Raw genomic sequence first — 20,737 nt, forward strand, 5'->3', positions numbered from 1 at the left:
CACAAAGCAGACCTCCCCATGTTGTTCCGCTGTTTCGAAAACCTGATCGATGTCTTCAAGCCCAGCCCGGACGTAGAGCCGCCGGCCGGGATGCTGCGCTTCTATGCCCATTACCTGAAGCAGGTCTGGCCGCTGATGACGGCTGTGCTGGTGGTCGGCTTTTTCGCGGCGTTGATCGAGGTGGCGTTGTTCAGCTTTCTCGGCCAGTTGATCGATATGGCCCAGGCGACTGATGACGCGCGGACCTTCTTCGCCGAGCATCGCAACGAGCTGCTGTGGATGGTGGCGGTGGCGCTGATCATCCGGCCACTGGTGTTCGGCCTGCACAACCTGCTGACGCATCAGGCGATCAACCCGGGGCTGACCAATCTGATCCGCTGGCAGAACCACCGCTACGTGCTCAAGCAGAGCCTGAACTTCTTCCAGAACGATTTCGCCGGGCGCATCGCCCAGCGGGTGATGCAGACCGGCCCGTCGCTGCGCGATTCGGCCATGCAGGTGATCGATGCGCTGTGGCATGTGGTGGTCTATGCCGGCAGTGCGCTGTATCTGTTTGCAGCCGCGGATCTGCGTTTGATCGTGCCCTTGCTGCTGTGGATCGTCGGCTACAGCGCCGCGCTCTGGTACTTCGTGCCGCGTATCCGTGCGCGTTCGGCAGCGGCGTCGGCGGCGCGCTCGAAGGTGATGGGGCGGGTGGTGGATGGCTACAGCAACGTCGCCACGCTCAAGCTGTTCGCCCATTCGCGGGAGGAGGAGAGCTACGCCCGCGAGGCGATGCAGGAGCTGCTCGGCAAGTTCCGCCTGCAGTCGCGGGTGATCACCAGCCTGGATTTCCTCATCACCTGCATGAACGGCCTGTTGATTGTCGGCACGGGCGCGCTGGCGTTGTGGCTGTGGAGCGAGGCGCTGATCACCACAGGCGCCATCGCCCTGGCGCTGGGCCTGGTGATCCGCATCAACAACATGGCCGAGTGGATCATGTGGGTGGTCAACGGCATCTTCGAGAATGTCGGCACCGTGCAGGACGGCATGAAGAGCATCGTCCGGCCGCGCGATGTGCTCGACCCCGAGGACGCCAAGCCGCTGCAGGTGGAGCAGGGCGGCGTGCGCTTCGAGGATGTGCATTTCCACTATGGCAAGCAGGGCGGGGTGATCAGCGGGCTCTCCATCGACATTCGCCCGGGCGAGAAGATCGGCCTGGTCGGGCCGTCGGGTGCGGGCAAGTCGACGCTGGTCAACCTGCTGCTGCGCCTCTATGACCTGGAGAGCGGGCGCATCCTTATCGATGGGCAAGACGTCGCCGAGGTCAGCCAGGAGAGCCTGCGCGCCAACATCGGTGTGGTCACCCAGGACACCTCGCTGCTGCACCGCTCGATCCGCGACAACCTGCGCTACGGCAAGCCCGACGCCACCGAGGAAGAACTCTGGGCCGCGGCGCGCAAGGCCCGCGCCGACGAATTCATCAAGACCCTGGACGACAGCCAGGGCGGCAAGGGCTTCGAGGCGATGGTCGGCGAGCGCGGCGTGAAACTCTCCGGCGGGCAACGGCAACGCATCGCCATCGCTCGGGTGCTGCTCAAGGACGCGCCGATCCTAGTGCTCGACGAAGCCACCTCGGCGCTGGATTCGGAAGTCGAGGCGGCGATTCAGGAGAGCCTGGATACCCTGATGGAAGGCAAGACGGTGATCGCCATCGCCCACCGGCTGTCGACCATCGCGCGTATGGATCGGCTGGTGGTGATCGACGGGGGCCGGGTGATCGAGACCGGCACTCACGCCGAGCTGATCGCCCGCGGCGGCCTCTATGCGCGGCTGTGGCAGCACCAGACCGGTGGTTTTGTCGGGGTGGATTGACGGCGGTGGCGGTGCACCGCAGCGTGCTCATCAAGCGATGCAGCCTGGAGGTGACGCGTGGAAAAGGCTTCGCCGTTTTCCACCCTACGCAGATATTGAGCGTCGGCGGCGCGGGCTGGGGTGGCGTAGGGTGGACAACGCTCTGCTTGTCCACCAATGCGACCAATGGGGAGGGGCATGCTGTTAGCGAAACGCCGCCGGGGGTTATGGCGCCCAACGAAGCCAAGCGGAAAGACCGCCTATTCGCGAAAACGAACTACGCTGCTTGGCTTGATCGTTGTACTGCACAAATCAACGTCCAGCTGGAGCCAGGCGCATGAGTGAAAACAGAACGTTAACTACGGCAAGAACACTGCCGTACACGCCAGCCGAGATATACGGCGCTTTTGCCTCAGCCGATCTGCTCGCTGCATGGTGGGGGCCGGAAGGTTTCAGCAATACATTCGAGATCTTCGAGTTTGCACCGGGCGGTCGCTGGAAGTTCGTGATGCATGGGCCTGATGGGAAGAGCTATAGCAATGAGAGCAGGTTCGAAGAACTCGTGCCCGGTTCAATGCTGGTCATCAGGCATGATTGCCCACCGCACTTTACGCTGACGATCGAACTTATCCCTGCCGAGGATGGCACGCGCATGACCTGGAGCCAGGTCTTTGAGGATGCGCAAACCGCGCAAGCGGTCAAGGCAAGAGCGGGCTCCGCGAACGAGCAAAACATTGATCGCCTCACGCGCGTGCTCGCTGAGTCCACGGGTGGCGCATAACAGTTCCGGCACCGTTCAGGATGAGCGGGCTCTCCACCTTGAGTCCTGCCGGTATGCGTTTGACGTCAGCTGAACCGCGCCCGTCATTCAGGCCGCTACGACTCGTCGACCCAGCTGAACCCTTATCCGCCGCGCTCACTCGTACCTCTAGCCGTCATTAACCGAGAGGGAGTCCGCCATGAGCGATAGACAAGCCAGCGTGCGCCACGCCGCAGAGCAGCAGCGCTACGAATTGCTGGTTGAGGGCCAGCCACTCGGCGTCGCCGAGTACAGCGAGCAGGGCGAGCAGATGGTCTTCACCCATACCGAGGTCGACTCCAGCCTGTCCGGGCGGGGCTTGGGCAGTGTGCTGGCCAAGGGTGCGCTGGAGGATGCGCGGCGGCGCGGCAAGCGGGTGGTGCCGCAGTGCGAGTTCATCGCCAAGTACATCGAGCACCACGAGGAATGGCAGGATCTGGTCGACCCTGCCTGACCGGCGCCTTTCCTGGCGGGATTTATTGCCGCGGGCAGCGCTCTTACCTGAGTGATCGTTGCTGGGCCGCTATCGGCCACTGCGCCGGCACGGCATCGCTCCAGCAACCGGTTTCGGCAGAGGGATAGCGCGTGGATGGTCGAGAGTTTGTCTGGGCGCATTTCAAGCTCAATGCCGAGCAGCGCCTGCGTGGCTTCAACTTCTTCGTGGTGCTGGCGATCTTTGCCGATGGCGGTGTACTGGCGGCGCTGCAGCGCGGCTTCTCGCCGGGGCTGCTGATCCTGCTCGGTGCCTTCACAGTCCTGCTGGCGCAGGTCTTCTGGCTGGTGGATGCACGCAGCCGACAGCTGCTGGAGCTGACCATCACGGCGCTGAAGGAGATGGAAGCCGAGTATCCCGAGAGTTATCGGCTGTTCGCCGCCGATGCGCTGGGGCAGAGCCGGGTGATCAGCTACACCTTCGCCATTCGCGCGCTGCTGCTAGCGCAGATGGGCTTTGGCCTTGGCGTGTTCGCCTACGGGCTCTATCAGTGGTGATGGTGCCTTGAGCGTGTCATCCGTCGCTGGCTGCGCGTGCAGCCGAACGCTGGCGGCGGGGGCCCGGTCGGTATTAGCAACCACCGGGAGATCTGACGATGTCGACTTCGAGCAATCTGTTTTGGGCCGCCGTGGCGATCGGGGCGGTGACGGGCATGCGCAGCATGTTGGCGCCGACGCTGGTCAGCCGGGCCTTGAGCGAGCGCGATGACCTCGCCGGGGCGGGGGAGGCGGCACAGCTGCTGACGTCGGACACCGCGCAGACCTTTCTGCCCGTGCTCGCGGCGGCCGAGATGATTGGCGACAAGATGCCCTTTGCGCCGGATCGCACCATCGTGCCATCGATGATGTTTCGTGCGCTGTCCGGCGGCGTCAGCGCGGCGGCGCTGGCGGGTGTGCGGCGCGAGCCTGTGCTGCTGCCGGCATTGCTCGGCGCAACGGCGGCGTTGATCGCGTCTAGGGTCGGGCTGAGCCTGCGCAAACCGTATCAGCCGAGGCCGCTGGTGAATGCGGCGCTGGGTGCGGTGGAGGAGTGCGTGGCATTGGCGGTGGGCAAGGCTGGGTTGCGGCGGGCGTTGGGCGAGGGTCGGCACGGACGGTAAGAAGCCATGTACTCCGCGCGTTTCGCGGGGCGGTGATGCGGGCGCGTGGAAAAGGCGTTGCCGTTTTCCACCCCATCGCGGTTCGCTCTGGGGTCGTCAGTCCAGGCTGATCTCGGTCTTGTGCGGATTGCTCTGCAGCAAGCGCGCGTGGGCTTCGGGGTAGCGGTAGGCGAAGGTGGCGTGCTGCGCGGCCAGTTCGGCCTGCAGTGCTTCGCGTTCGTGGGCGGGCAGCTTGGCCAGGTACTTTTGAGTGATGGCGTATTTGGCGGCCATCAGCTCGTCATGGGCTTCGCGCAGTTCCATTTCGTAAGCCTTGGCGCGACGCTCGCGCAGGGCGGCCTGGTCGGTGTGCATGTTGCCGCCTTCATGTAGCAGGAAGGCGCTCTTCGAATCACCCTCCGTCTGCTCCGTCGCCGGCTGTGCGGCCCAGGTGGTTAAGCTGATCAGGCAAAGCAGCAGGCAGGGCGGGATGGTGGTCAGCATACGCATGGCTGGGCGCTCGGCAGAACAGGGCAGCGCATTGGCCACCGGGAAATCCAGCATACGCCTGCGGCATCGGACGCTGACCACCTCGGCCCTGTATCAATCGTCGCAGGGTTCCGGCAGCGCCGCGTTCGAGCGGGCAGGGCAGGGCTATGGGAAAGCCCACGCTAGGCGTGCCGCGAGGTTTGGCGTGCGACTTCTGCTCGGGGCCTGCGGCGCTCTATCCGGGCCAACGGAATGTCCGCGGCTGGCAGCGAGGCGGCACAGCGAGATAACCACGGGCCGCGTTACGGCCCGTGGATAACTGCCGTCAGCTCGGGCGCTGGATCACGCAAATGCGGTCGCGGCTGCTAACACCGGGCGCGAGTTCTGGCGTTTCAGTACTGACCCCGTGACCGGTTGTGCCCGCACCGGTCGGCGCGGTGGTGGCTGTGGTCTCCGGGTAGTCGGTGCCGGCCCGCTTGGCCGCGCTGCCGATGTCATAGCGGCCAGTGTCGGCGTCGCTTCGGTTGCTGTAGTCGGTTGGGGCCGAGGTATGCCCGCCGACCTCGGCTGCGGCACGTACCCCGGCGCCTTCACCGAAGCGCTCACTCGCCGATTGCTGCCCGGCTGTTACCGTTCCGGTGTTGGTGCCTGGGGTAGTGAAGTGCTTGTCCAGGTGGCTGTCGCCGCCGGTCGCGCCGGCATAGGGACTGCTCGGGCCAGGGTAGCCATCGACTGTGCCGCTGCCGCCGCGCTCGTTTATGTCGATGGCGCCGTTGTATTCCAGGGCGTCGCGCGCCTTGGCCAGCTGATCCTCATCGTCGACATCCACGGCGATCACCAGGGCGCCGCGACGTACCGCATCGGGGTAGGCGCTGGCGTAGGCGCGATGCTCTTCATGGGGCTCGTGACCGAACAGCGATTTGAAGAAGTGCGCGACCTTGGACTCGTGGTGCGTGCGGTCCACCGGGACGTCGGGAGTGGTGCTGTAGGGCGCGTCGTAGGCATGGATGTCGGCGCTCTCGGCGCCAATGGCGTGAATCTGTTCCCGCGGAATGCCCCGCGACATCAGGTCGCCGCGGGTGCGGTTGGCGTCGGTCAGCGTGGCGAACGCTGCTACCAGTGTGTGTCTCATGATCCACCTCACGTTGTGTTGAACAACTGGGTTGTCGAGCGCTGCGCATGCACGGACTACGGCCGATTGGCCGCCGCTGGCTGCGTCTTCCGCGCAAAGGCGGCGCTCATGAAGTATTGGGTCGGAGCGCACCGGCATAGTTCAGCGGGGAGGATCAGCGGTCAGGCGAGGTTCGTCGGCACAGGGCGAGGACGGCTTCGCAGTTGAACCCCGGGGGTCGCCAGGACGGAGGCTCGTGCGAGTGTCGGCGCGCTTTGCTCAGGCGCAGTGGGAAACGACAAGGGCGTGCCGGTGGGCGGTGGGCAACGCAGCAGCGCGATGGTGGGCAGTGGGTGGAAAAGGCCTCGCCGTTTTCCACCCTGCCGGTTGGCTCAGTCCAGATCTGCAGCGCTGTGGCGCTCGGGCACCTGCTCGGATTCGTCGCCCCAGGTGCGATTGACCTTGCGCCCGCGGATCACGGCCGGGCGCTCGGCGATCTCCGCGGCCCAGCGCTGGACGTGCTTGTAGTCCTGCACGGAGAGGAATTCGCCGGCGTCGTACAGCTCACCGCGCGCCAGCACACCGTACCAGGGCCAGATCGCCATGTCGGCGATGCTGTAGTCATCGCCGGCCACGTAGCGATTCTCCGCCAGCTGGCGGTCGAGCACGTCGAGCTGGCGCTTGACCTCCATGGCATAGCGGTTGATCGGGTATTCATATTTCTCCGGCGCGTAGGCGTAGAAGTGGCCGAAGCCGCCACCGAGGAAGGGCGCCGAACCCATCTGCCAGAACAGCCAGTTCAGCGTTTCGGTGCGCGCGCGGATTTCCGTGGGCAGGAAGGCGCCGAACTTCTCCGCCAGGTAGACGAGGATCGAGCCGGACTCGAACACCCGCAGCGGTCCGCCTGCGACGCTGTGATCGGCCAGGGCGGGAATCTTCGAGTTCGGATTGATTTCGACAAAGCCGCTGCCGAACTGGTCGCCATCACCGATGTTGATCAGCCAGGCGTCGTACTCGGCGCCCTTGTGGCCGGCGGCGAGCAGCTCCTCGAGCATGATCGAGACCTTCACGCCGTTTGGCGTCGCCAGTGAGTAGAGCTGCAACGGATGCTTGCCCACCGGCAGCACCTTCTCCTGCCGCGCGCCGGCGGTCGGGGCATTGATACTGGCGAACTTGCCGCCCGAGGGCGCATCGTGGGTCCAGACCTTTGGCGGGACGTAAGGGGTATCAGGCATGAACAATCTCCTCGGTGGCTCTGGGGATGTGCCGGGCATGCTACGCCCTCGGCCGGCGCTGTCGAAATCAAGCGGGTCGATATTGGTCATCGATGGGCGATGGTTTGTTCTGCGCGGGGTTTTTTGAGATGAACTCGAAGATCTTTTTCCCGATCGGTAAAAAACCCAGTGCACCGGCCAGCGGTGGAGAGTATTTTCCCTATTGGGAAAAAAGCGGAAGTGAGCTGTTTCCGAAGAACAAATTGTACGGAACGGGAAAATGGGTGGACCTACCGCTTTTGTATCAATGGCCGAGCTGGGCAAGATGATCCAGCGCACCCGCAAGGGTCAGGGGCTGCGTCTGGTGGACGCTGCCGGCCTATGCGGCGTGAGCGTGCGCTTTCTGAGCGAGCTGGAAAATGGCCGTGAGAGCTGTTCGTTCGGGCGGGTGCTGAACGTGTGTCATACGCTTGGCATCGAGCTGTTGGCGGCTAGACGTGACGGGAGCGACCTGTGAGCGGGCTGCTCGGCGTCTACCGGGGTGATTGCCGTATCGGTGAGCTTTGGCTGGGTGACGATGGCCGCAGCATGGGTTTTCGTTATAGCGAAGCAGCGCGGTTTGCAATCTCCAATAGCTTGCCGCTTGCAACCGGTATGTTTGCGCCAACGCTCGGCACGGCACACAACTGGTTTGCCAATCTGCTTCCCGAAGAAGCTTCGCGGCAGTTGCTGGTGAACCGGCTTGGGATCGCCGATGACGACTTTTCGCTGTTGGCCGCCATCGGTGGTGATTGTGCCGGTGCGTTGCGCATTGTTGACCCGGAGCGGGCCGATGCGTTGATCGAATGTGGCCAGGAGCCGGTCGACCCCAATCAGCTGGCGCGCTGGGCGCAGGGTAAGGAGCGCTACGCCTTGTTCCAGCCGGGCAAGGCGACACGGCTTTCGCTTGCCGGCGCCCAGGACAAGATTCCCGTAATCCTCGAAGGCGGCCAGCTCTACCTCCCGAGCGGTGCCGCCGCTTCTTCGCATCTGATCAAGTTCTCGCTAAAGCCGGCGCTGGTTTTCAACGAGCTCTATATGAACCGCCTGGCTCGGATCGCTGGGCTTGTGGTTCCCGACTCGCACGCAGGTCAGGCAGGGAAGGCTCACTATCTTGTTGTGACTCGTTACGATCGTGAGCGAGTGGATAACCAGATCGAGCGTGTGCACCAGGAGGACATGTGCCAGGCGCTTGGCTATCCGCGGCGGCTCAAGTACCAGGAGGAGGGCGGCCCGACGCTGGCTGCCTGCGCAGACCTGTTGCGCGCGGTGACGGCCATGCCTGCGCTGCAGGTGCGCCAGCTGCTGCGCTGGCAGATATTCAACGTGCTGGCCGGCAACAGCGATGGCCATGCCAAGAACATTTCGCTGTTACAAGACGCCAAGGGGCGCTGGTCATTGGCGCCGGCCTATGACCTGGTATGTACGATGGTGCTGCCATACAGCCCCAGTCTTGGTTTCGCGGTCGGCGGTAACTTCCATCCGCAGCAGCTGCGCAGAGCCGATTGGGAAGAGCTGGCGCGCCACATGGGCCTCGCGCCGCCGTTCGTACTGCGGGAGCTGCGGCAAATGCTGGATCTGCTCGAGCCAGCTGCCAATAGCGCCGAGTTGCAAGCTGAACTGCAGACGGTTGGCATGGATGAGGCGGGTTGGGCGAAGGTGCAGCATGTGCGCAAATACGTCGTTCAGCAGTGCCGCCGCTACCGCAAGCTGTAGCGGCCAGGGTCCTCCTTCGTGAATGCCTACAGCGCACGCGAGGGCCTCGCTGGGTGAGATTGCCGCGAGCGTGGCAACCATAGTCAGTAATCGATCAGTGGTACTGACAACAAGCGGTGCTGACGGTCCGGCATGCAGGGGGCGCGTTAGACTCCTGCTTACTGTCCCTTCGACTCGGGGCCAAACCGTAACAGGACGGCACGATGCTTCTCAGCAAACGCGATCAGACCCGTATGGAACGGCAACTCTCCAGCTGCCTGAGCCAGGCCTGCGAAGCGGGCAAGGCGGAGATCGTCGGATTCAGCTGGCTCACCCATGAGGTGGATTACGCGCGCTTTCCCGAGAGTCTGCAGGTCACCTGGGTATTCGTCACGGAGGCGCAGAGGGCGCTGGCGATTGGCCAAGGGCAGGGCGCCCGCATGCAGGCGCTCACCCAAGCGGCGCTGGCTGAGGCGGGTATCGACATGAGTGCTCTTATCGCCCCGGTGCGCTCTGACAGCGAGGAAGCCTGCAAGCGCAACGATGGCGGTGACTGGCAACGTCGCCTGGCCCGCAACGCCACGACACGGCACTGACAGTGGGCAAGGACGTCGAGAATCCGTGCATTTCCGTCTGCAAGCTCAGTGACGAGCTGTGTACCAGCTGCGGCCGTACCAAGGACGAGATCCGTAAGTGGAAGCGCATGAAGCGCCTGGACAAGAAGGCCACGGTAGAGCGCGCGGCGCAGCGGTTGAAGGCACTGAAAAAGAAGAAAAAGAAGTGATGGCCGGGCGATGGGGCGCCTTCGCTGCCGATGACGGTGTGGTCACCAGCCGCGTACTGCCTCGCAGGCGCTGATTTAGTGCGTTGCGCCTCAGGTTGCAGCGGCTGCCGATTGCAATCAATCCACCACGAACAGCTTCGCCCCCACTTCGGTGGATGAACGATGCGGCTCGGCGCCGTCGGCGACCTGGTAGCTCATGCCCGGCGTGAGGACGAAGTGGCGACCATCAGGGAGTTCGGTGTGCAGCTCGCCTTCCAGGCACAGCAGGATATGGCCCTTGCTGCACCAATGGTCCGCCAGATAACCCGGGGTGTACTCCACCATGCGCACGCGGATGGGGCCGAACTGGCGAGTGCGCCAGTAAGCGCTGCCGGTTTCGCCTGGATGCAGGGTGGGTTCTATGGTCGCCCAGTCGGTGGTGCCGAAGGGAAGGTCGTTGATGTCCATGTCTGACGCCTCTTGGTGGTCTTGCAGAAAGCAGTGGTGATTGCTGCGGTCCAGTGGCGGACTGAATCCCACCGGAGTCGCCATGTTCCGACGCAAATCGGGACGCCTGGTACATAAACGAAAAAGCCGCTGACCTCTCACGGGGCAGCGGCTTTTTCGGTTGCGGAACTAGAACCTCAGCCGCGGGCGCCACGTACTCCGGCACTGATCTCGCGGCACAGGCCGAGCACGCCTTCTACCGCGTCTTCCGGGCTCTTGGCGCTGGCGATCTGGTCGATCAGTGCCGAGCCCACCACCACGCCGTCGGTCAGTCGGGCAATGGCGGCGGCCTGTTCCGGCGTGCGGATGCCGAAGCCGACGCACACCGGGATATCGGTGTGGCGTTTCAGGCGCGCGACCGCCTCTTCGACGTGTTCCATGGTGGCGGAACCGGAACCGGTCACGCCGGCCACCGAGACGTAGTAGACGAAGCCCGAGCTGCCGTTGAGCACGGTGGGCAGGCGGTTGTCGTCGGTGGTCGGGGTGGTCAGGCGGATGAAGTCGATGCCGACGGCCTGGGCCGGGTCGCAGAGTTCGTCGTTATGCTCCGGCGGCAGGTCGACGACGATCAGGCCATCAACGCCCGCCTCTTTGGCGTCTGCCACGAAGCGCTCGACGCCATAGGCGAAGATCGGGTTGTAGTAGCCCATCAGCACCAGCGGGGTGCTGGCATTGCTTTCGCGGAATTCGCGAACCATCTGCAGGGTCTTCGGCAGGTTCTGGCCGTTGCCGAGGGCACGGATGTTGGCCAGCTGGATCGCCGGACCGTCGGCCATCGGATCGGTGAAGGGCATGCCCAGTTCGATGACGTCTGCGCCGGCATCCGGCAGGCCCTTGAGGATGGCGAGCGAGGTGGCGTAGTCCGGGTCACCGCCAGTGACGAAGGTGACCAGGGCGGCGCGGTTCTGTTCTTTCAGCTCGGCAAAGCGGCTCTGCAGGCGGCTCATGCGTGCGTCTCCTGCTCTTGTTCTACTTTGGGGCTCATGTGGTGCATCACGGTCTGCATGTCCTTGTCGCCGCGGCCCGAGAGGTTGACCACCATCAGGTGTTCCTTGGGCAGCTTCGCCGCGCGCTTGAAGGCCTCGGCCAGGGCGTGGGCGGATTCCAGCGCGGGGATGATGCCTTCCAGGCGGCAGCACTGGTGGAAGGCCTCAAGGGCTTCGTCATCGGTGCAGGGCACGTATTCGACGCGCTTGATCTCGTGCAACCAGGCATGCTCGGGACCGACGCCCGGGTAGTCGAGGCCTGCGGAAATCGAATGCGCGTCGGTGATCTGGCCGTCGGCATCCTGCAGCAGGAAAGTGCGGTTGCCGTGCAGCACGCCCGGCGCGCCACCGGCCATGCTCGCGGCGTGCTTGCCGGTGTCGATGCCGTGGCCGGCCGCCTCGACGCCGACGATCTGCACGGACTCGTCATCGAGGAACGGGTGGAACAGGCCGATGGCGTTGGAGCCGCCACCGATGCAGGCGACCAGCGAGTCGGGCAGGCGGCCTTCCTTCTGCATGATCTGCTCGCGCACCTCGTTGCCGATCACCGACTGGAAGTCGCGCACCATGGCCGGGTAGGGGTGCGGGCCGGCGGCGGTGCCGATCAGGTAGAAGGTGTTGTGGACGTTGGTCACCCAGTCGCGCAGGGCCTCGTTCATCGCGTCCTTCAGCGTGCCGGTGCCGGCGGTGACCGGAATCACCTCGGCGCCCAGGAGCTTCATGCGGAAGACGTTGGCCTGCTGGCGGTCGATGTCGGTGGTGCCCATGTAGACCACGCACTGCATGCCGAAGCGCGCGGCCACGGTGGCGGTGGCCACGCCGTGCATGCCGGCGCCGGTCTCGGCGATGATGCGCTGCTTGCCCATGCGCTTGGCCAGCAGGATCTGGCCGATGCAGTTGTTGATCTTGTGCGCGCCGGTGTGGTTCAGGTCTTCGCGCTTCAAGTAGATTTTCGCGCCGCCGAAGTGCTCGGTCAGGCGCTCGGCGTAATACAGCGGGCTGGCGCGGCCGATGTAGTCACGCTGGAAGTAGGCCAGCTCTTCGAGGAAGGCCGGATCGCTCTTGGCCTTCTCGTATTCGGCGGCCAGCTCGTTGATCAGCGGCATCAGGGTTTCGGCGACGAACTGGCCGCCGAAGCGGCCGAACAGCCCGCGGTTGTCCGGGCCGGTGCGATATGAGGTCATGTGAGGCTCCTGTAACGGTTGCCGGGCCTATCTTGGGTTGTCCTGACGTGGCTTGCTGAGTTCAGGACGAGACCGCTTCCACAGGCGAACGGAAGATGCGATGGCCACAGGGTACGGCTATGGGCGCCTGGTTAAAAGCGATAAGATCGCCGCAACCTGTCAGGAAAACTCACATATATGGCCCAGGATCTTCCACCGCTCAACGCCTTGCGTGCCTTCGAGTCGGCCGCCCGTCTGGGTAGCGTCAGCGAAGCGGCGCGCGAGCTGCACGTCACCCATGGAGCCGTCAGTCGTCAGGTCAGACAGCTGGAGGTGCAGCTCGGTGTCAGCCTGTTCGTCAAAGAAGGGCGCGGCGTAAAACTCACCGATTCTGGTGTGCGCCTGCGTGACGCGGCCAGCGAGGCTTTCGAGCGCCTGCGCAGCACCTGCGCCGAGCTGCAGCGACAGACGGCCGAAGCGCCGTTCGTGCTCGGTTGCCCCGGCAGCCTGCTGGCGCGCTGGTTCATTCCGCGGCTGGATCGGCTCAATCGCGACCTGCCCGAGTTGCGTCTGCAGCTGTCGGCCAGCGAGGGCGAGCTGGACCCGCGCAAACCGGGGCTGGACGCCACGCTGTGGTATGCCGAGCCGCCATGGCCGGCGGATATGCAGGTGTTCGAGCTGGCCGCCGAGCGTATCGGCCCGGTGCTCAGCCCCTACCACCCGCGTTGCGCCGAACTGCGCAGCGCGCCACCCGCGGCATTGCTTGACGAAGCACTGCTGCACACCGCCTCGCGGCCACAGGCCTGGCCGACCTGGGCCAGCCAGCAGCGGCTGGACCCGGCGCAGCTGCGCCTCGGGCAAAGCTTCGAGCACCTGTATTTCCTCCTGGAAGCGGCACTGGCCGGGCTGGGTGTGGCCATCGCGCCGCAGCAGCTGGTCGCCGATGATCTGAAAGCGGGACGGTTGCTGGCGCCCTGGGGTTTCGTCGAAACCAGCGCGCGGCTGGCGCTGTGGGTGCCGGCGCGGCGGCTGGATCGACGGGCCGAGCGGCTGGCGGACTGGCTGCGTGTCGAGTTGCGCGGCGCCGAGATGATCAACTAACGGCGTGAGAGGCGCCACGTGACTGGCGCTGTCACGACCAGAAGCGCCCTCACCAGCGCTCGGCTACTCACGAGCGCGTCCGCTGCGCAGTGAATCCGTAGGGTTGCTTCAGCCCCCCGTATCGCTGAAAAGGGTCTTAGCTGGCCAGCGCCGTTTGTGTGGGGATGGCGTCTGCTGCCGCAACTTTCTCCACAGCAAACCCACGCGGGTTGCGGCTCTGCCAGCGCCAGGCGTCGGCGAGCATGGTGGTCAGGTCTTTCTCGGCGCGCCAGCCGAGTTCCTGTTCCGCCTTGCTCGGGTCCGACCAGCACTGGGCGATGTCGCCGCTGCGGCGTGGTTTGATCACGTGGGGCAGGGGGCGGCCGGTGACTTCCTCGAAGGCGGTGATCATTTCGCGTACCGAATGGCCCTTGCCGGTGCCGAGGTTCCACGTGGAAACACCATGAATCAACTGCAGACGCTCCAGCGCTTTGAGGTGACCCCTGGCCAGATCGACCACATGGATGTAGTCGCGCACGCCCGTGCCGTCAGGCGTCGGATAGTCGTTACCGTAGACGCTCAGTTGCTTACGACGGCCCACCGCTACCTGCAGCATGTACGGCAGCAGGTTGTTCGGCACGCCATTCGGGTCTTCGCCGATCAGCCCCGACTCATGCGCACCGATCGGGTTGAAGTAGCGCAACAAGCCGATGGACCAGCGCGGGTCGGAGTCGGCCAGACCCTTGAGTACGTTCTCGGCCATCAGCTTGGATTGGCCGTAGGGGTTGGTCGGTACGCCGGTGGGACGGTCTTCGGTGATGGGCATCACCGGCGATTCGCCGTAAACGGTGGCGGAGGAGCTGAACACCAGCTTGAAGATTCCGGCTTCGGCCATGGCCTGGCACAGCGCGATGCTGCCGCCGACATTGGCTTCGTAATAGCGCAGCGGCTCGCGCACACTTTCGCCAACCGCCTTGAGACCGGCGAAGTGCATGACAGCGGTGACCGGATAGGCGGCGAACAGGGCCTTGAGCAACGCACGGTTGCGCACGTCGCCCTTGACGAAGTGCAGCGGCCGCCCGGCCAGCTGCTCGACCCGGTCCAGGGCCACCTGCGAGCTGTTACAGAGATTGTCGAGCACCAGCACTTCGTGGCCGGCCTGCAGCAGTTCGAGCACTGCGTGTGAGCCTATGTATCCAGCCCCTCCTGTTACCAGAATCATCTGTCTACCTCCGAAATTCGCAGTCTTTTCGACACGCTCGGGACGCTGCGGCTGGCCATGTCTGGCGCTGCATGCGTCTCCGTAATTGGGATCGGCGAAACGGAACAGGGCGGCGACGACGAGCTGCGCGCAGGGGGTTCCGATGCCGGTTTAAATCAGGCGTCCTGCTGATAGGGACGGGGTGAGGTTCGAGCGAGTTCCATCGACCTGCCAGCCGGTCGATGGCCTGCGCTATCTGATGATTGGCGGGAACCCGTACCGCTGATTGCCGTCCACTACCGGCAGGTGGCGCGGGTTGCAGGACGTTGCAACGACCCGCTGCCACCGCGAGATGACACGCCTTACGCAGGGCAGCGCTGGCATCGAAGTGGCGAGGTGAGCAAGCAGGAACGCTTGGGCACAGCTACCGAAATGAGGTGCTAAATGAGCTGGGCCGGCCCGTTCCAATACGACATCGGTAAATCCCGCAACGCGCAGCAGGCGCCGGCCGAGGTTGTCTTCGACGATCAGGTTCCGACCCTGCTATGCCTGTCGCACCTGCGCTGGAGTTTCGTCTACCAGCGCCCGCAGCATTTGATGTCGCGCTTCGCCCGCGACTACAACGTGCTCTTCCATGAAGAACCGATCCCCACCGAGGATGCCCAGCCCTGGCTGGAAGTGCGCCCCGAGGAGAATGGCGTGCAGGTGCTGATTCCCCGGTTGCCGGCGGGCTGCGAGGGCGAAGACGCGACCCGCGTGCAGCGCCAGTTGCTCGATGGCTACCTGGAAAAGCTCGGCGTGGGCGAGCTGCTGCTCTGGTACTACACGCCGATGAGCCTGGCCTTCTCCGATCACCTGGCGCCGAACCTGATCGTGTATGACTGCATGGACGAGCTTTCGGCGTTTCGCGGGGCGCCGCCACAGTTGATCGAGCGTGAGGTGGAGCTGATGTGCCGCGCCAATCTGGTCTTTACCGGTGGCTACAGCCTCTACGAAGCCAAGCGCCAGCGCCACGACAACGCCCATCCATTCCCCAGCAGTGTCGATGTCGAGCACTTCGCCGCCGCGCGCCGGCCACAGCACGACCCAGATGATCAGGCGGAGATTCCCCATCCGCGTCTCGGCTTCTACGGCGTGATCGACGAGCGCCTCGATCTCGAACTGATCGAACAGGTCGCGCGGATGAAGCCGGACTGGCAGATCGTGCTGATCGGCCCGGTGGTGAAGATCGACCCGGCTGAGCTGCCGCAACGCGACAACATCCACTACCTCGGCGGCAAGACCTACGACGAGTTGCCGCAGTACCTGTCCGGCTGGGACGTGGCGATCATGCCGTTCGCGCTGAACGAGTCGACCCGTTTCATCAGCCCGACCAAGACCCCCGAATACCTCGCCGGCGGTTGCCCGGTGGTCTCCACGCCGATTACCGATGTGGTGCGCACCTATGGTGACACCGGGATCGTGCGCATCGCTGACAGCGCCGAGGAGTTCGTCGCCGCCACCGAAGCTGCGCTGGCCGATGCCGAAGACCGCGATGCGCTGTTGGCCAAGGCCGACGAGATCCTCGGCGACATGTCCTGGGATCACACCTGGAGCCTGATGAAGGAGAAGATGCAATGCGCGATATGAGCCCGCAGGACAGCCATCCGGAACGTCTCGGCGGCGGTGGCGAAGAGTCGCAGGCGCGCAGGCATGGCTTCGACTACCTCATCGTCGGCGCTGGTTTTGCCGGCAGCGTGTTGGCCGAACGGCTGGCGGCGGGGCTGAACAAGCGCGTGCTGGTGGTCGACCGCCGTCCGCACATCGCCGGCAATGCCTATGACCATTACGACGAAGCGGGTGTGCTGATCCACCGCTACGGCCCGCACATCTTCCACACCAACGCCCAGCGCATCGTCGACTACCTCTCGCAGTTCACCGAGTGGCGGCCCTACGAGCATCGCGTGCTGGCGCAGGTGGACGGGCAGGAGGTGCCGATCCCGATCAACATGACCACGCTGAACAGGCTCTACGGTCTGAACATGACCAGCGAAGAGGAAGCGGCAGATTTCCTCGCCAGCCGCGCCGAGCCGGTGGAAGACATCCAGACCAGCGAAGACGTGGTGATCAACGGCATCGGTCGCGAGCTGTACCAGAAGTTCTTCCGCGGCTACACCCGCAAGCAGTGGGGCCTGGACCCGTCGCAGCTGGACAAGTCGGTAACCTCGCGCATCCCGACGCGCATCAACACCGACGACCGCTACTTCACCGATACCTTCCAGCAGATGCCCAAGTACGGCTACACCAAGATGTTCGAGAAGATGCTCGCGCACCCGAACATCAAGGTGATGATCAATACCGACTACCGGGAAATTCGCGATGAGGTGCAGTTCGACCACCTGATCTTCTGCGGCCCGATCGACGAGTACTTCGACTACCGCTTCGGCAAGCTGCCCTATCGTTCGCTGAAGTTCGAGCACAAGCAGCTCGACCAGGAGCAGTTCCAGGCCGTGGGCACGGTCAACTATCCGAGCGAGGACGTGCCCTACACGCGGATCAGCGAGTACAAGCACCTCACCGGACAGGTCCATCCGAAAACCAGCATCACCTACGAATACCCCTCGGCCGAGGGCGATCCCTACTATCCCATCCCACGTCCAGAGAACGCCGAGCTGTACAAGCGCTACCAGCAGCTGGCGGACGAGACGCCCGGTGTGACTTTTGTCGGCAGGCTCGGCACCTACAAGTACTACAACATGGATCAGGTGGTCGGCCAGGCGCTGGCGCTGTACAAGCGCATCGAGGAAGCCGAGCTGGCAACGCAGCCGCAACTGGTGCCCGAACAACTCGGCTGAAGCAAAACTGTCGTTATGCATGAGGCCCGTCGCTACTGACGGGCCGCTGCCGCTCGGCGGCTGCTCGGGCCGGCAGCGAGTCATCCACGAGGTACAAGATGCACCACCCCAGCCTGTTCAAGAGCTTCTTCCTTGGCGGTTTCGAGTGTTCGAACCACCGGCGCAGCGACGGCCGTCGCCTCGACCTGATCGCCGCGACGGGGCACGACCGTTGGGCTGCCCACGATTACGCCGAGTTGCACCGCTATGGCCTGCACAGCGTGCGCGATGGCTTGCGCTGGCACCTGATCGAGCGAGCGCCGGGGCAGTACGACTGGTCAAGCTTCCTGCCGATGCTGCAGGCGGCGAAGCGCCAGGGCACCCAGGTAATTTGGGATCTGTGCCATTACGGCTGGCCGGACGACATCGACATCTGGCGCCCGCAGTTCGTCGAGCGCTTTGCCCGCTACGCCGCGGCGGCAGCGCAGCTGATCAAGGACGAGACCAACGAGGTGCCGTTCTATGCTCCCCTCAACGAAATTTCCTTCTGGGCCTGGGCCGGTGGCGACGAGGCCTATTTCAATCCGATGGCCCGCGGCCGCGGCTTCGAGCTCAAGCATCAGCTGGTGCGCGCCACCATCGCGGCGATGCAGGCGATCCGTGCGGTCGAGCCTCGGGCGCGTTTCGTCCAGGTCGACCCGGCCATTCATGTGGTCGCGGCGAATGACCGGCCCGGGCCGCAGCGTGACGCCGAGCGCTTCCGCCAGTCGCAGTTCGAGGCCTGGGACATGCTCTGCGGCGAGCAGTGGCCGGGTCTCGGCGGTGCGCCGGAGTACCTCGACGTGCTCGGCATCAACTATTACTCGAACAACCAGTGGTACCACGGCGATGGCCGTACCATCGAGCGGAAAAACCCTGATTACCGGCCCTTCAAGGGCATCCTTCGCGAGATTTATCAGCGCTACCAGCGGCCGCTGCTGATCGCCGAGACCGGTGCCGAAGGCGACGTGCGCGGCGACTGGCTGCGTTACGTCAGCGAGCAGGCGGGGCTGGCAATGCAGGCCGGGGTGCCGGTGGAAGGCATCTGCCTGTATCCGGTGCTGGATTACCCGGGCTGGGCTGATGAGCGGCATTGTCCAGTCGGGCTGCTCGGCTTCCCCGACGAAAATGGCAAGCGCTGCGTGCATGAGGGCCTGGCCGACGAATTGCGCCTGCAGCAGACGCGCTTCAGCCATTCCAGCCCGGCTCCACGGCTCGCTGAAGTCACGCCATGAACCAGGTGGCCGGGGTGCCGCAGGCGCAGGCGGACGAGCTGCCGTTGCCGAGCCGCCCGGTCGCCTTTCTCTGGCACTACATCTGCGCCCGGCCCTGGCATTTCGGCGGCTTGCTGGCGCTGATCATCGGTGCCGCCAGCTGCGCGGTGGCGGTGCAGTACGGCATGAAGTTATTGGTCGACGCCATGGCCCAGGGCACTGCGGATCGCGGCTCGGCCAACGTCTGGTGGCCGCTGGGGCTGTTCATCGGCCTGATCGTCACCGAGAACGTGTTCTGGCGCCTGGGCGGCTGGCTCGGCTGCCGCACCGTGGTCGCCAGCGTGGTGGATATCCGCGTCGACCTGTTCAAGCACCTGACCGGCCACCCGATGCGTTATTTCACCGAGCATTTCGCCGGCTCGCTGGGCAATCGCATCTCTGCCGTTGGCCAGGCGGCTGGCGCCATCTACGGCGGGCTGGCGTGGAAGATCGTGCCGCCGATCGTCGACTTTCTCGGCGCCGTGGTGGTGTTGCTCACCGTGGACGTGCGCATGGCGGTGGCGCTGATCCTGTTCGTCGCCATCGTCGCCGTGCTGATCACCGGCTTCGGCATTCGTGGCCGCTACAAGCATCAGCGCTTCGCCGCGCAATCGGCGCGGGTCGGCGGCGAGCTGGTGGATGCGGTCTCCAATGTCTGGACCATCAAGGCCTTTTCCGCCCGCGACCGCGAGGCCGAGCGCCTGGCCCACGAGATCGGCTTCGAGGCCCGCGCCCAGCGGCGCAGCTGGATGTACCTGGAAAAGGCCCGGGTGATGCACGACATCTGCCTGTCGGTGATGGCCGGCGGCATGCTGATCTGGGCGATCCAGCTGTGGGTAGGTGGCGAGGTCACGGCCGGCGACGTGGTGCTGGTCAGCGCACTGACCTTTCGCATCCTGCATGGCTCTCGGGACCTGGCACTGGCGCTGGTGGATGCCACGCAGCAGATCGGTGCCATCGACGACACCCTGCGCATCATCGTCCAGCCCCACGGCCTGGAAGATACCGACAACCAGCTGATGCTGGCCGAAGGCGATATCACCTTCGAACGCATCAGCTTCAGCTACCCGGACCGCGGCGCCGTGTTCGAAGGCCTGGACCTGCATATTCCGGCCGGGCAGAAGGTCGGCGTGGTGGGCTCGTCCGGCGCTGGCAAGTCGACCCTGATCAACCTCATCCAGCGCCTCGACGACGTGCAGGACGGGCGCATTCTCATCGACGGCCAGGATATCCGCGGCGTCAGCCAGGACAGCCTGCGCGAGAAGATCGCCGTGGTGCCGCAGGAAACCGCGCTGTTCAACCGCAGCATCCGCGAGAACATCCGCTATGGTCGCCCGGACGCCAGCGACGAGGAAGTAGTCGAGGCGGCGCGCAGTGCCTTCTGCGACGGTTTCATCCGCGAGCTGCCGCAGGGTTACGACACCCTAGTTGGCGAACGCGGGGTGATGCTCTCCGGCGGCCAGCGCCAGCGCCTGGGCATCGCCCGCGCGTTCCTCAAGGACGCGCCGATCCTGATCCTCGACGAGGCCACCTCGGCGCTGGATACCCAGTCCGAAGGCGAGATCCAGGCGGCGCTGAACAACCTGGTGCACAACCGCACCGTGGTCGCGGTGGCGCACCGCTTGTCCACGCTGGCGAGCTTCGACCGCATCATCGTGCTGCGCGAAGGCCGTATCGTCGAAGACGGCCCGCCGCAGGAGCTGCGCCGTCAGGGTGGTGAGTTCGACGCGCTATGGCGTATGCAGGCCGAAGGCTTTGCTCAGGAACCCGGGCCGGCCCTATGAAGCGTGCAGCAGTGTCCTCGCGCAGCCTGCGCTCGCTCGGCTACGACCCCGAGCAACAGGTGCTGGAAGTGGAATTCAGCAGCGGCGCGCTGTACCGCTATGAAGAAGTCCCGCCCGAGGCGGTGCAGGCGCTGCTCGCAGCCGACTCGCTGGGCCGGCATTTCAACCAGGTATTCAAGCCGCAGCATTACCGCTATCAGCGCGTGGAGTGATCGCGCCGGGAAACCGCGTGGATAAGCTGCGCGTTATCCACCCTACGTGTGCCGTAGCAGGCCGTCGGGAGGATCGTGCTCCACCGATCCTCGGGGTGCCATCCACCCGGTGGCGGTGCGGTGGATGTAGAAAGCGACATCCACCCTACGAACCGCGCGGCATTTTCCGCCATCAGGATTCGCCG

At 64.7% G+C, this 20,737-nt stretch carries 22 protein-coding genes; 15 read left to right on the forward strand and 7 right to left on the reverse strand.

Annotated features, from left to right (window positions below):
• Nucleotides 1-18 precede the first annotated feature (18 nt).
• From UIB01_RS00240 to UIB01_RS00265, 5 genes are all read left to right on the forward strand, one after another.
• Nucleotides 19-1,854 carry an ABC transporter ATP-binding protein gene (locus UIB01_RS00240; protein WP_038655756.1) on the forward strand — a complete coding sequence of 612 codons (1,836 nt, stop codon included), beginning with the start codon at nucleotides 19-21 and terminating at the stop codon, nucleotides 1,852-1,854.
• 316 nt (nucleotides 1,855-2,170) lie between these two features.
• Complete coding sequence (locus tag UIB01_RS00250) at nucleotides 2,171-2,614, forward strand: SRPBCC domain-containing protein (RefSeq protein WP_038655761.1); 444 nt, start codon at nucleotides 2,171-2,173, stop codon at nucleotides 2,612-2,614.
• A gap of 178 nt (nucleotides 2,615-2,792) precedes the next feature.
• The gene (locus UIB01_RS00255) at nucleotides 2,793-3,086 is read left to right on the forward strand and encodes a GNAT family N-acetyltransferase (protein WP_038655763.1); all 294 of its coding nucleotides are present in this window, start codon (nucleotides 2,793-2,795) and stop codon (nucleotides 3,084-3,086) included.
• 131 nt (nucleotides 3,087-3,217) lie between these two features.
• Nucleotides 3,218-3,622: a hypothetical protein gene (locus UIB01_RS00260; RefSeq protein WP_038655767.1), complete on the forward strand. Its 405-nt coding sequence runs from the start codon at nucleotides 3,218-3,220 to the stop codon at nucleotides 3,620-3,622.
• 98 nt (nucleotides 3,623-3,720) lie between these two features.
• Nucleotides 3,721-4,224: a DUF4126 family protein gene (locus UIB01_RS00265; protein ID WP_038655769.1), complete on the forward strand. Its 504-nt coding sequence runs from the start codon at nucleotides 3,721-3,723 to the stop codon at nucleotides 4,222-4,224.
• Nucleotides 4,225-4,320: 96 nt separating this feature from the next.
• On the opposite strand, the gene UIB01_RS00270 is transcribed toward UIB01_RS00265, so the two are convergent.
• From UIB01_RS00270 to yghU, 3 genes are all read right to left on the reverse strand, one after another.
• Nucleotides 4,321-4,713: a hypothetical protein gene (locus UIB01_RS00270; protein WP_038665261.1), complete on the reverse strand. Its 393-nt coding sequence runs from the start codon at nucleotides 4,711-4,713 to the stop codon at nucleotides 4,321-4,323.
• Nucleotides 4,714-5,017: 304 nt separating this feature from the next.
• Nucleotides 5,018-5,824, reverse strand: coding sequence for a hypothetical protein (locus UIB01_RS00275; protein ID WP_038655771.1), 807 nt, complete (start codon nucleotides 5,822-5,824; stop codon nucleotides 5,018-5,020).
• A 371-nt stretch (nucleotides 5,825-6,195) separates the two neighbouring features.
• Entirely contained in the window at nucleotides 6,196-7,038 is an 843-nt protein-coding gene (yghU, locus tag UIB01_RS00280; RefSeq protein ID WP_038655773.1) for a glutathione-dependent disulfide-bond oxidoreductase, read from the reverse strand.
• A gap of 259 nt (nucleotides 7,039-7,297) precedes the next feature.
• Here yghU and UIB01_RS00285 point away from each other — a divergent pair, with 259 nt between their 5' ends.
• The 4 genes from UIB01_RS00285 to UIB01_RS00300 all read left to right on the forward strand — a co-directional run bounded on the left by UIB01_RS00285 (nucleotide 7,298) and on the right by UIB01_RS00300 (nucleotide 9,535).
• Nucleotides 7,298-7,534, forward strand: coding sequence for a helix-turn-helix domain-containing protein (locus UIB01_RS00285; protein ID WP_230585274.1), 237 nt, complete (start codon nucleotides 7,298-7,300; stop codon nucleotides 7,532-7,534).
• On the forward strand, nucleotides 7,531-8,772 hold the full coding sequence (locus UIB01_RS00290; protein WP_051605033.1) for a type II toxin-antitoxin system HipA family toxin: 1,242 nt from the start codon (nucleotides 7,531-7,533) through the stop codon (nucleotides 8,770-8,772). The genes UIB01_RS00285 and UIB01_RS00290 overlap by 4 nt, the downstream gene beginning before the upstream one ends.
• Before the next feature lie 203 nt (nucleotides 8,773-8,975).
• Nucleotides 8,976-9,347: a hypothetical protein gene (locus UIB01_RS00295; protein ID WP_038655779.1), complete on the forward strand. Its 372-nt coding sequence runs from the start codon at nucleotides 8,976-8,978 to the stop codon at nucleotides 9,345-9,347.
• A 2-nt stretch (nucleotides 9,348-9,349) separates the two neighbouring features.
• On the forward strand, nucleotides 9,350-9,535 hold the full coding sequence (locus tag UIB01_RS00300; RefSeq protein ID WP_038655781.1) for a DUF1289 domain-containing protein: 186 nt from the start codon (nucleotides 9,350-9,352) through the stop codon (nucleotides 9,533-9,535).
• Between the two features lie 117 nt (nucleotides 9,536-9,652).
• Here the strand turns inward: UIB01_RS00300 and UIB01_RS00305 are convergent, their stop codons facing one another.
• The 3 genes from UIB01_RS00305 to trpB all read right to left on the reverse strand — a co-directional run bounded on the left by UIB01_RS00305 (nucleotide 9,653) and on the right by trpB (nucleotide 12,191).
• Nucleotides 9,653-9,982 (reverse strand): DHCW motif cupin fold protein, encoded by a 330-nt coding sequence (locus UIB01_RS00305; protein WP_038655783.1) that lies wholly within the window; start codon nucleotides 9,980-9,982, stop codon nucleotides 9,653-9,655.
• 176 nt (nucleotides 9,983-10,158) lie between these two features.
• Nucleotides 10,159-10,968 (reverse strand): tryptophan synthase subunit alpha, encoded by an 810-nt coding sequence (gene trpA / locus UIB01_RS00310; protein ID WP_038655785.1) that lies wholly within the window; start codon nucleotides 10,966-10,968, stop codon nucleotides 10,159-10,161.
• Nucleotides 10,965-12,191, reverse strand: a complete 1,227-nt coding sequence (trpB, locus tag UIB01_RS00315; RefSeq protein ID WP_038655787.1) for a tryptophan synthase subunit beta — start codon at nucleotides 12,189-12,191, stop codon at nucleotides 10,965-10,967. The genes trpA and trpB overlap by 4 nt, the downstream gene beginning before the upstream one ends.
• A gap of 177 nt (nucleotides 12,192-12,368) precedes the next feature.
• On the opposite strand from trpB, the gene UIB01_RS00320 reads away from it, so the two are divergent.
• Nucleotides 12,369-13,271 (forward strand): LysR family transcriptional regulator, encoded by a 903-nt coding sequence (locus tag UIB01_RS00320; protein WP_038655789.1) that lies wholly within the window; start codon nucleotides 12,369-12,371, stop codon nucleotides 13,269-13,271.
• A 136-nt stretch (nucleotides 13,272-13,407) separates the two neighbouring features.
• Here UIB01_RS00320 and galE read toward each other — a convergent pair whose 3' ends face one another.
• Nucleotides 13,408-14,472 carry a UDP-glucose 4-epimerase GalE gene (gene galE / locus UIB01_RS00325; RefSeq protein WP_038655791.1) on the reverse strand — a complete coding sequence of 355 codons (1,065 nt, stop codon included), beginning with the start codon at nucleotides 14,470-14,472 and terminating at the stop codon, nucleotides 13,408-13,410.
• Between the two features lie 423 nt (nucleotides 14,473-14,895).
• On the opposite strand from galE, the gene UIB01_RS00330 reads away from it, so the two are divergent.
• The 5 genes from UIB01_RS00330 to UIB01_RS00350 all read left to right on the forward strand — a co-directional run bounded on the left by UIB01_RS00330 (nucleotide 14,896) and on the right by UIB01_RS00350 (nucleotide 20,552).
• On the forward strand, nucleotides 14,896-16,080 hold the full coding sequence (locus tag UIB01_RS00330) for a glycosyltransferase family 1 protein (RefSeq protein WP_038655793.1): 1,185 nt from the start codon (nucleotides 14,896-14,898) through the stop codon (nucleotides 16,078-16,080).
• The gene (gene glf, locus UIB01_RS00335) at nucleotides 16,068-17,285 is read left to right on the forward strand and encodes a UDP-galactopyranose mutase (RefSeq protein ID WP_038655795.1); all 1,218 of its coding nucleotides are present in this window, start codon (nucleotides 16,068-16,070) and stop codon (nucleotides 17,283-17,285) included. Before UIB01_RS00330 ends, glf begins: the two co-directional genes overlap by 13 nt.
• Nucleotides 17,286-17,383: 98 nt before the next feature.
• A complete protein-coding gene (locus UIB01_RS00340; protein ID WP_038655797.1) occupies nucleotides 17,384-18,538 on the forward strand; it encodes a glycoside hydrolase family 1 protein in 1,155 nt (384 codons plus the stop codon).
• A complete protein-coding gene (locus UIB01_RS00345) occupies nucleotides 18,535-20,340 on the forward strand; it encodes an ABC transporter ATP-binding protein (RefSeq protein ID WP_038655799.1) in 1,806 nt (601 codons plus the stop codon). The genes UIB01_RS00340 and UIB01_RS00345 overlap by 4 nt, the downstream gene beginning before the upstream one ends.
• Entirely contained in the window at nucleotides 20,337-20,552 is a 216-nt protein-coding gene (locus UIB01_RS00350) for a KTSC domain-containing protein (protein WP_038655801.1), read from the forward strand. The genes UIB01_RS00345 and UIB01_RS00350 overlap by 4 nt, the downstream gene beginning before the upstream one ends.
• Nucleotides 20,553-20,737: the final 185 nt, after the last annotated feature.

Source organism: Stutzerimonas decontaminans (assembly GCF_000661915.1).
GTDB lineage: Bacteria > Pseudomonadota > Gammaproteobacteria > Pseudomonadales > Pseudomonadaceae > Stutzerimonas > Stutzerimonas decontaminans.